Annotated in this window: 5 protein-coding genes, 7 tRNA genes and 3 rRNA genes; all 15 read left to right on the forward strand. The window is 46.0% G+C overall.

Features of this window, described 5'->3' with window-relative positions; genetic code table 11:
• The coding region (locus KQI64_RS07930; protein ID WP_216524168.1) for a GGDEF domain-containing protein at positions 1-805 on the forward strand (805 nt) is incomplete at its 5' end.
• 434 nt (positions 806-1,239) lie between these two features.
• A 16S ribosomal RNA gene (locus KQI64_RS07935) occupies positions 1,240-2,760 on the forward strand.
• Positions 2,761-2,968: 208 nt separating this feature from the next.
• Positions 2,969-3,086, forward strand: a 5S ribosomal RNA gene (rrf, locus tag KQI64_RS07940).
• Between the two features lie 8 nt (positions 3,087-3,094).
• Positions 3,095-3,167: transfer RNA gene (locus KQI64_RS07945), tRNA-Ala, on the forward strand.
• Between the two features lie 288 nt (positions 3,168-3,455).
• A tRNA-Ile gene (locus KQI64_RS07950) sits at positions 3,456-3,529 on the forward strand.
• A gap of 344 nt (positions 3,530-3,873) precedes the next feature.
• Positions 3,874-6,762, forward strand: a 23S ribosomal RNA gene (locus KQI64_RS07955).
• The 16S, 23S and 5S rRNA genes sit together here with 7 tRNA genes alongside, the layout of an rRNA operon.
• 74 nt (positions 6,763-6,836) lie before the next feature.
• A tRNA-Asp gene (locus KQI64_RS07960) sits at positions 6,837-6,910 on the forward strand.
• A gap of 43 nt (positions 6,911-6,953) precedes the next feature.
• Positions 6,954-7,026, forward strand: a tRNA-Val gene (locus tag KQI64_RS07965).
• 33 nt (positions 7,027-7,059) lie between these two features.
• Positions 7,060-7,132, forward strand: a tRNA-Thr gene (locus KQI64_RS07970).
• 4 nt (positions 7,133-7,136) lie between these two features.
• A tRNA-Tyr gene (locus KQI64_RS07975) sits at positions 7,137-7,218 on the forward strand.
• A 42-nt stretch (positions 7,219-7,260) separates the two neighbouring features.
• Positions 7,261-7,346, forward strand: a tRNA-Leu gene (locus KQI64_RS07980).
• A 167-nt stretch (positions 7,347-7,513) separates the two neighbouring features.
• Positions 7,514-7,729: a hypothetical protein gene (locus KQI64_RS07985; RefSeq protein ID WP_216524169.1), complete on the forward strand. Its 216-nt coding sequence runs from the start codon at positions 7,514-7,516 to the stop codon at positions 7,727-7,729.
• A gap of 5 nt (positions 7,730-7,734) precedes the next feature.
• Positions 7,735-8,325 carry a PD-(D/E)XK nuclease family transposase gene (locus KQI64_RS07990; protein ID WP_216524170.1) on the forward strand — a complete coding sequence of 197 codons (591 nt, stop codon included), beginning with the start codon at positions 7,735-7,737 and terminating at the stop codon, positions 8,323-8,325.
• 22 nt (positions 8,326-8,347) lie between these two features.
• The gene (locus KQI64_RS07995) at positions 8,348-8,953 is read left to right on the forward strand and encodes a glycerol-3-phosphate acyltransferase (protein ID WP_216524171.1); all 606 of its coding nucleotides are present in this window, start codon (positions 8,348-8,350) and stop codon (positions 8,951-8,953) included.
• Positions 8,941-10,044 carry an MGDG synthase family glycosyltransferase gene (locus KQI64_RS08000; RefSeq protein ID WP_216524172.1) on the forward strand — a complete coding sequence of 368 codons (1,104 nt, stop codon included), beginning with the start codon at positions 8,941-8,943 and terminating at the stop codon, positions 10,042-10,044. The genes KQI64_RS07995 and KQI64_RS08000 overlap by 13 nt, the downstream gene beginning before the upstream one ends.
• The last annotated feature ends 251 nt before the right edge of the window (positions 10,045-10,295 follow it).

Below are 10,295 nucleotides of genomic sequence, written 5' to 3' on the forward strand. Positions count from 1 at the left end.
AACAGAACACTATGAAGATGCCAGACAACTTTTGCTGAAGTTAGATGAAGTAAGTGAAAAAACAAAAATTTTAAAATGTCAGCTCAGAATATGTTGTACATGGATAGAATATTATGAAGCAACGAGAAACAAGGAGTTGCTTCATGTATATTATAAAAAATATTTCGAAATTAAGCAGAAATTGAACAGAGAGCTGAATGAGGCAATCATAACAGCAATAGATAACAGGCGTAAACTAGAAGATGAGCGGGAATTCAACGAGCAGTTAAATGAAAATAACAGAGAACTGGTCAAAGAGAGTGAGATTGATGAATTGACAGGCATCAACAACAGATATGGATTGCGTAGACATTTTGAAAAACTGTTTGAAAAGGCAGTCGTACATAATGACAGGATATGTATGGCTATTTTTGATATAGATTATTTTAAAGTATATAATGACAAGTATGGTCATCTTTATGGTGATGAATGTCTGAAAAAAATAGCACATATTATAAAAACAACTGCAAATGACGATTATTTTGTCGCAAGATATGGTGGAGATGAATTTTTGATCATGGGGATGGGCAAAACGGATGAAGAGATAAAACAATTCTCAGATAAGCTGTTTATGAATATCAAAGAAGCGAATATCAGCTTTGCGGATCATCCGGATTCAGACAGAGTGACTATTTCATTGGGGGCTGTCAATTCTTTTGCCGAGAAAGAAAGTGATATTTCTGACTTTATACATAGTGCAGATAATGTACTTTATAAAGTGAAAGAACAGGGGAAAAATAATTATTTGATCGCATCAGTAAAGTAAATCTTAAATTGAATATAAATAATATTTGAAAAAAATGTAACTTTTTGTTGACAGCTATATATAGTAGTGATATTATAGCAAATGTCGCTGATAACTACAGCGGAAATACATAAGAAAATTTAAGATTTTGCAAAAATCTTAAAAGTTATGTAAAATAGTGCTTGACAAAGAATGGCAGACATGATAATCTATTAAAGCTGTCGCAAATGAGACAAGCAAACAGAACCTTGATAAATAAACAGTAATGCAACCCTGAAAATTCTATTGAGAAAACAGTTTCAGAAATGAAGCGATAGGATTGTTCAGAGAACAAAAACCTTTAATAAAAAGTAAACAGCGCAAATCGGAGATTTGCACATGAGAACTTCGTTCTCAGCAGATCAAAGAGATGTGCCGGATAAGCCAGTTTTAACTGGTGCGAGAATCAAACATTTAAACATGAGAGTTTGATCCTGGCTCAGGATGAACGCTGGCGGCGTGCTTAACACATGCAAGTCGAACGGACTTTACATGAAACCTAGTGATTGTAAAGTTAGTGGCGGACGGGTGAGTAACGCGTGAATAACCTGCCTTGTACTGGGGGACAACAGTTGGAAACGGCTGCTAATACCGCATAAGCGCACAGTTCCGCATGGAACAGTGTGAAAAACTGAGGTGGTACAAGATGGATTCGCGTCTGATTAGCCAGTTGGCGGGGTAACGGCCCACCAAAGCGACGATCAGTAGCCGGCCTGAGAGGGTGAACGGCCACATTGGGACTGAGACACGGCCCAAACTCCTACGGGAGGCAGCAGTGGGGAATATTGCACAATGGGGGAAACCCTGATGCAGCGACGCCGCGTGAGTGAAGAAGTTATTCGTAACGTAAAGCTCTATCAGCAGGAAAGATCATGACGGTACCTGACTAAGAAGCCCCGGCTAACTACGTGCCAGCAGCCGCGGTAATACGTAGGGGGCAAGCGTTATCCGGATTTACTGGGTGTAAAGGGAGCGTAGACGGCAGAGCAAGTCTGATGTGAAAGCCCGGGGCCCAACCTCGGAACTGCATTGGAAACTGTTCAGCTCGAGTGCAGGAGAGGTAAGCGGAATTCCTAGTGTAGCGGTGAAATGCGTAGATATTAGGAGGAACACCAGTGGCGAAGGCGGCTTACTGGACTGTAACTGACGTTGAGGCTCGAAAGCGTGGGGAGCAAACAGGATTAGATACCCTGGTAGTCCACGCCGTAAACGATGATTACTAGGTGTCGGGGGACCAAGGTCCTTCGGTGCCGCCGCAAACGCAATAAGTAATCCACCTGGGGAGTACGTTCGCAAGAATGAAACTCAAAGGAATTGACGGGGACCCGCACAAGCGGTGGAGCATGTGGTTTAATTCGAAGCAACGCGAAGAACCTTACCTGGTCTTGACATCCCGATGACCGCTCTGTAATGAGAGTTTTTCTTCGGAACATCGGAGACAGGTGGTGCATGGTTGTCGTCAGCTCGTGTCGTGAGATGTTGGGTTAAGTCCCGCAACGAGCGCAACCCCTATCTTCAGTAGCCAGCATTTAAGGTGGGCACTCTGGAGAGACTGCCCGGGATAACCGGGAGGAAGGCGGGGATGACGTCAAATCATCATGCCCCTTATGACCAGGGCTACACACGTGCTACAATGGCGTAAACAAAGGGAAGCGAGCCCGTGAGGGGGAGCAAATCCCAAAAATAACGTCCCAGTTCGGACTGTAGTCTGCAACCCGACTACACGAAGCTGGAATCGCTAGTAATCGCGAATCAGAATGTCGCGGTGAATACGTTCCCGGGTCTTGTACACACCGCCCGTCACACCATGGGAGTCGGAAATGCCCGAAGTCAGTGACCCAACCGTAAGGAGGGAGCTGCCGAAGGTGGAGCCGGTAACTGGGGTGAAGTCGTAACAAGGTAGCCGTATCGGAAGGTGCGGCTGGATCACCTCCTTTCTAAGGAAAAGAATTAGTAAGGGTTACATTACTGTTGATTTATCAAGTTGAGAGCTGAGTGCGCAGATTAACGGATGGATGGGACGCAAGTTTACCTGCAGGGACGGACAGACGGGAAGATGCATAAGAAGCCGGTTGTTATGAAATAAATGCGAAGCGTTTATGAATGAGAAACGGCGGCACGAAGCGAAAGATAAATCGAAAATATTCTGGTGGCGATGCGCTTAGGGGACACACCCGTTCCCATCCCGAACACGATGGTTAAGACCTAAGCGGCCGATGGTACTCCGCTGGAGACGGCGTGGGAGAGCAGGTGGCTGCCAGATTATCCTATGGGGGTGTAGCTCAGTTGGGAGAGCACCTGCCTTGCAAGCAGGGGGTCAAGAGTTCGAATCTCTCCATCTCCACGTTAGCCATGAGCAATGCTCAGATGAAAGGGCTGACACAGAGCAAGTTTACTTGCGGATGTGGCAGAACTTACAACTGGATAGTGCGAAGCACGTGACGAAATGATCGCGAAGCGATTATGAGTCCGCATTGCGTAGATTGCTAAATTACATCTGTAAGTGCTGGTATGCCAAATCGAAGATTTGTCATCCCGCAGCTTCGCTGATTATGCAGCCACACAAATTTATGCTTATATGTGTGAGCACATGCGCATAAATTCATGTGTCAGCGCACTTACTCAATAACCGGGGCTTATAGCTCAGCCGGTTAGAGCGCACGCCTGATAAGCGTGAGGTCGGTGGTTCGAGTCCACTTAAGCCCATTGGACAGTATCAAGGCTGTCCATATGTGTTCCTTGAAAACCGAATACAGAAAATCAATCTAATCTTAAATATTCTATTAATAGAAGTTAAGACATCCGAGGTAACCAAACAACTGAATATCAGTTATGGTTATATAATGCAAGCTCAGAGGAATGCAGATTTGAGGGAAGATGCGATGAATGTTTACATTCAGGAGCATATTTCATCAAATGTATATGGCGAGAGCCATATATGAGCAAAAGGAAAGCCCGAGAGGGCGGTTTTGCGAATGACTCTGAGGACAAAAAAAGAGAACAAAGTATCTTAAGTAAAGTGCCCGAGTATGCAACGCTATGCATATGAAGGTTAAGCGAAGAAGAGCGCAGGGCGGATGCCTTGGCACTGAGAGCCGATGAAAGACGTGATAAGCTGCGAAAAGCCATGGGGAGGTGCAAATGACCATTGATCCATGGATATCTGAATGGGGAAACCTGCATGAGCATACCTCATGCGACCTGTACTGAATCCATAGGTGCAGGCCGGGAACCCGGTGAACTGAAACATCTAAGTAGCCGGAGGAAGAGAAAGAAAACATTCGATTTCCAAAGTAGCGGCGAGCGAAATGGAAAGAGCCCAAACCGATGTGCGTGCATGTCGGGGTTCGGACTGCATAAATGATCCAAGATCCTAGCAGAACGGTACTGGAAAGACCGGCAATAAAGGGTGAAAGCCCCGTAAGCGAAAGGAAAAGGGACATGGCAGTATCCAGAGTACTACGAGACACGAGAAACCTTGTAGGAAAGAGCGGGGACCACCCCGTAAGGCTAAATACTACTCAGTGACCGATAGAGCATAGTACTGTGAAGGAAAGGTGAAAAGGACCCCGGGAGGGGAGTGAAAGAGAACCTGAAACCCTGTGTTTACAAGCTGTGGAAGTACTTTATATGTACAACCGCGTACTTTTTGTAGAACGGTCCGGCGAGCTGCGGATGCTGGCGAGGTTAAGCACTGAAGGTGCGGAGCCGAAGGGAAACCATGTCTGAACAGGGCGTTAAGTCAGTATACGCAGACCCGAAACCGGGTGATCTATCCATGTCCAGGATGAAGTTGCCGTAAAAGGCAGTGGAGGTCCGAACGCACATCCGTTGAAAAGGGTGGCGATGAGGTGTGGATAGGGGAGAAATTCCAATCGAACCCGGAGATAGCTGGTTCTCCTCGAAATAGCTTTAGGGCTAGCCTCGTGAGAGTCAGGCGGAGGTAGAGCACTGAATACCCGAGGGGGCGTCAAAGCTTACCAAAGGTTATCAAACTCCGAATGCCGCGCTGATGCTTCACGGGAGTCAGACTACACGAGATAAGTTGGGTGGTCAAAAGGGAAACAGCCCAGACCTGCAGCTAAGGTCCCAAAGTGCGTGTTAAGTGGAAAAGGATGTGGGATTTCGAAGACAACCAGGATGTTGGCTCAGAAGCAGCCACACATTCAAAGAGTGCGTAATAGCTCACTGGTCGAGAGGTCCTGCGCCGAAAATGTCCGGGGCTCAAACACGCCACCGAAGCTCAGGAATGTATTTATACATTGGTAGAGGAGCATTGTTAGTGCATCGAAGCTGTACCGGTAAGGAGCAGTGGAGCGCTAAGAAGAGAGAATGCCGGAATGAGTAGCGAGAAAGAGGTGGGAATCCTCTTGGCCGAATATCCAAGGATTCCGGGGTAAAGCTGATCTGCCCCGGGTAAGTCGGGACCTAAGGCGAGGCAGAAATGCGTAGCCGATGGACAGCAGGTGGAGATTCCTGCACTGCCATATATCAGAAATGTGGGGACGCATCAGGAAAGTGTGAGCCGGGAAAGGAAAGACCGGTGCAAGCGAAGGAAGGGACATGCAGGCAAATCCGCATGTCAACCCGAGAGCGTTACGCGGAGCGAAGAATAGTAGCGAAGCACACGGACAGGGTGCCGAGAAAAGCCGCTATTGTGTATATGGTACCCGTACCGTAAACCGACACAGGTGGATGAGGAGAGAATCCTAAGGCCGGCGGGAGAAGCATTGTTAAGGAACTCGGCAAAATGGCCCCGTAACTTAGGGATAAGGGGTGCCACAGTGATGTGGCCGCAGAGAATAGGCTCAAGCAACTGTTTAGCAAAAACACAGGTCTATGCGAAACCGAGAGGTGAGGTATATGGGCTGACGCCTGCCCGGTGCTGGAAGGTTAAGAGGAGAGGTCAGGAAACGAAGCCTTGAATTGAAGCCCCAGTAAACGGCGGCCGTAACTATAACGGTCCTAAGGTAGCGAAATTCCTTGTCGGGTAAGTTCCGACCCGCACGAAAGGCGTAATGATTTGAGCGCTGTCTCGACAATGCACCCGGTGAAATTGAAGTACCAGTGAAGATGCTGGTTACCCGCGCCAGGACGGAAAGACCCCATGGAGCTTTACTCCAGCTTGATACTGGGATCCGGTGTCCAATGTACAGGATAGGTGGGAGGCAATGAGCCATGAACGCAAGTTTATGGGGAGCCGCTGTTGGGATACCACCCTTTGGGTACTGGATTTCTAACCTGCGCCCGTGACCCGGGCGGGGGACAATGTCTGGCGGGGAGTTTGACTGGGGCGGTCGCCTCCGAAAGGGTATCGGAGGCGCTCAAAGGTTCACTCAGAATGGTCGGAAACCATTCGGAGAGCGCAAAGGCAGAAGTGAGCCTGACTGTGACACCGACGGGTGGAACAGGTACGAAAGTAGGACTTAGTGATCCGGTGGTATAAAGTGGGATTGCCATCGCTCAACGGATAAAAGCTACCCTGGGGATAACAGGCTGATCACTCCCAAGAGTTCACATCGACGGAGTGGTTTGGCACCTCGATGTCGGCTCATCGCATCCTGGGGCTGTAGCAGGTCCCAAGGGTTGGGCTGTTCGCCCATTAAAGCGGTACGCGAGCTGGGTTCAGAACGTCGTGAGACAGTTCGGTCCCTATCCGGCGCGGGCGGAGGATATCAGAGAGGAGCTGTCCTTAGTACGAGAGGACCGGGATGGACGGACCGCTGGTGCATCTGTTGGATACCAGATCCATGGCAGAGTAGCCAAGTCCGGCAGGGATAAACGCTGAAGGCATCTAAGCGTGAAGCCCCCCTCAGGATGAGATATCCCATTCTTAGAGAATGTAAGACCCCTTAGAGACTATGAGGTAGATAGGGCATGGGTGTAAGTGCAGAGATGCACTGAGCTGAATGTCACTAATAGGTCGAGGGCTTATCCGAAAAGGCACAGGAAAGAGATACAATGGATGAAGATAGTTTTCAGTATTCGGTTTTGAGGGAACACAAACAGATATGGCCTAGTGGCTCAGTTGGTTAGAGCGCCGCCCTGTCACGGCGGAGGTCACGGGTTCGAGTCCCGTCTGGGTCGTTAATTCTTTTTAAGAATGACGATAATAAACTTTTGTTTGTTTGGGATCTTAGCTCAGCTGGGAGAGCATCTGCCTTACAAGCAGAGGGTCACAGGTTCGAGCCCTGTAGGTCCCATTTTTATTTTCAAATATTGCGTATTAATAGTACGCCGATGTGGCTCAATTGGCAGAGCAGCTGATTTGTAATCAGCAGGTTATCGGTTCGAGTCCGATCATCGGCTTTATGGATGGATTCCCGAGTGGCCAAAGGGGACAGACTGTAAATCTGCTGCAAATTGCTTCGGTGGTTCGAATCCACCTCCATCCATTAGGTATTGCATAACAGCCAATACCTTTTTATTTTTCATATGCCGGCGTGGCGGAACTGGCAGACGCCCGGGACTTAAAATCCCGTGGGTAGCGATACCCGTACCGGTTCGATTCCGGTCGCCGGCATGACTTTTTAGAGAGGAACTGTAGAGATACAGTTCCTTTTTGTGTAGTTTTAGTGTAACTTTTGGCATTTGAGGTACGAGTTTTTACATTTGGCTTGCTTTTCCAATACAGATTGCTATAATGCCCTTTACAAACGTTTGTAATATTACAGGAAAAGAACATGATAGATGAATAAAGTGAAATTTACTCCAGAGTTGGAACGAGCAACTGGTGAAATTGAGTATAACATGACGAATGACTATATGTTTCGTGCATTATTTCAAAAGAATAACAGGGCATTAAAAGGTTTACTGAGTTCCTTATTACATATGCAGCCGGATGAAATCTTATCGGTGGAAATAACGAATCCTATTGTGATAGGAGAAGCAATTCAGGATATCTAAGCCGTATGTATAATAATTTACAGAAAGGAGACCAGTATATTGACACGAAACCTGCAATTCATATTGGAATTCTGAATTTCCCGCCATTTGAGGAACAGCCTATTTTTTATTCAAAAAATTTGTTAATGGATGTAGTGCAGCACAGGATATACAGTAGCAAGTTTGCAGTGAATGTGTTAGACTTATCACATATAGAACTGGCAACCCAGGAGGACAAGAACTGGAACCTGGATTTCTGGGCGAGACTGTTTAAGGCGAAGACTTGGGAGGAAATGAAAATGATTGCAAAAGACAATGAATATTTTACAGAAGCTTCCAATACATTATGTGATTTATACGCCGATTTCAACGTGCGTGAAAGATGCAGAGACCGGGAGGACTATGAGCTGGAACAGAAATATCTGCATGATACGATAGCACAGCAGGAGAGTATGCTTGCACAGAAAGATGATACAATAGCACAACAACAAAGTATGCTTGCACAAAAGGATGATCTGTTGATACAACAAGAGAATATATTAGCACAACAGACAGAGGAACTTGCAGAAATGAAAAGAAAAATACAGGAGCTTACCCAGGAGCTTGAATCAAAATAAGTTATAAAAAATGGGGGATTCTATGTCGAGAACGTTATGTTACGTTATAATTGGCTATTTATCGGGCAGTATACTATATGCCAGGGTATTTGAGAAGCTTTTTCATAAGGAAAATATGATAGAAGGCAGTAAGGACAGGAATCCCGGAACTGCGAATGCTTTTATGCGTGGTGGTTTCTGGTGCGGAATTCTTACATTATGCTGTGATATGAGCAAGGGCTTTATACCGGTGTTTTTTTATCATCAGGTAGAAATGTCACAATTAGGGCTTGCGCTGGTATTGTCTGCGCCTGCAATAGGACATATATTTCCCTTGTTTCATAAGGGAAGAGGCGGCAAGGGTATTGCGACTACCTTTGGCAGTTTGTTAGGGCTGTTCCCGGTTATGACTCCGGTGCTGGTGTTGGCAGTCTGCTTTATATTCTTTTCACTGATATTACGGATCACACCACATTTTTACAGAACGATAGGCTCTTACGGAGCATCTTTTATTATATTATGCCTTATGCAGGAAGCATTTTCAGTAAAGTTTGGGTTTCTGCTGATTACGATAGCGGTAGAAATACGGTTTGCATTAAGTAAGGAAGAGAAGGATAAGATAAGGGTGAGTTTGTTATGGAAGCGTTGATTCTATCATGCGGAACCGGTGGCGGACATAATGCAGCAGGATATGCAGTCAAAGAGGAATTAGAGAGACGGGGACACAATGTAAAGATGCTGGATCCCTATACATTAAAAGGGAATTACATTGACCGGCTCATTGATAACGCATATATTAAACTGGTGCAGAGAGTGCCACTTGCTTTTGGGGCAGTATATGAGCTGGGCAATCTTTATCGTAGACTGCCTTTTCGCTCTCCGGTATATTTCCTGAATCGTAGGATGGTGCCAGTCATGGAGCGGCTGTTAAGTGAGAAACAGTATGATTATGTGGTTATGCCGCATTTGTATCCGGCAGAGATATTGACATATATGAAGAAGCACGGTTATCAGGTGCCAAAGATGCTGTTTATTGCGACTGATTATACCTGTATTCCTTTTACAGAAGAGACAGAATGTGACACGTATGTCATCCCTTCTGATAAATTAACCAGAGAATTTGTAAAGAGAGGAGTTCCAAAGGAAAGACTGTTGCCACTTGGAATTCCGGTACGCAGGGAATTTGCACAACCATACGACAGACTGGAAGTGGCAGACAGACTGGGATTGGACAGTAAGCAGCATTATATTCTGATTACCGGTGGCAGTATTGGCGCAGGGAAGCTGGTCAGAGCAGTAAAGGTGCTGGCTAGACGTTATCATAGAGACAGAACAGTGAAACTGATTGTTATATGCGGCAATAACCGTAGATTGTATCATAAACTGTATGAACAATATGGAGAAAGGCATATTATCCTGCAAAGGACAGAACAAATGCCTGATTATGTGAAACTGTGTGATGTGATGGTGATTAAGCCGGGGGGACTCTCTTCTACTGAGGCTGCTGTTACCGGGAAGCGCCTTGTTCTCATGACTCCCATTCCCGGGTGTGAGAACCATAATCTGCATTTCTTCACAAAGAATGGCATGTGTAGAGGTGTGCTGACACCGGATATCCAACTGGTGAAAGAAGTAGACAGATTGATGAAGCAGTCTGATGACTGCGAAATGATTCACAGACAGCATGCGGTGATCAATGCAAGGGCGCTGGAAGATATATGTGATTATATGGAGCAGTGACGAAACTCTTTTGCACGGCTCCTTTTTGTGGTATACTTGCACATATGAGAGGCGACATAATGTAAAATACTGTTTAAACAGATATTTGCGAGGTTATGAGATATTATGAAAAAATATGTATCTATGTGGGGCAATGCAATTTCCATTGCAGACAGAAAGCCGGAGAATTACGCTAAGGATCTGACTCTTCGATATCCTGTACATCCTATGTTTGATGGGGATAAATTGAAAATAACACTGGATAATTGCTG

The organism is Lachnoclostridium sp. MSJ-17, assembly GCF_018918205.1.
Classification (GTDB): domain Bacteria; phylum Bacillota; class Clostridia; order Oscillospirales; family Acutalibacteraceae; genus Ruminococcoides.

Excerpts from the sequence above, each read along its gene's own strand:
- KQI64_RS08000 (WP_216524172.1), top strand. The coding sequence starts at position 8,941 with ATGGAAGCGTTGATTCTATCATGCGGAACCGGTGGCGGACATAATGCA.
- KQI64_RS07995 (WP_216524171.1), top strand. The coding sequence starts at position 8,348 with ATGTCGAGAACGTTATGTTACGTTATAATTGGCTATTTATCGGGCAGT.
- KQI64_RS07990 (WP_216524170.1), top strand. The coding sequence starts at position 7,735 with ATGTATAATAATTTACAGAAAGGAGACCAGTATATTGACACGAAACCT.
- KQI64_RS07985 (WP_216524169.1), top strand. The coding sequence starts at position 7,514 with ATGAATAAAGTGAAATTTACTCCAGAGTTGGAACGAGCAACTGGTGAA.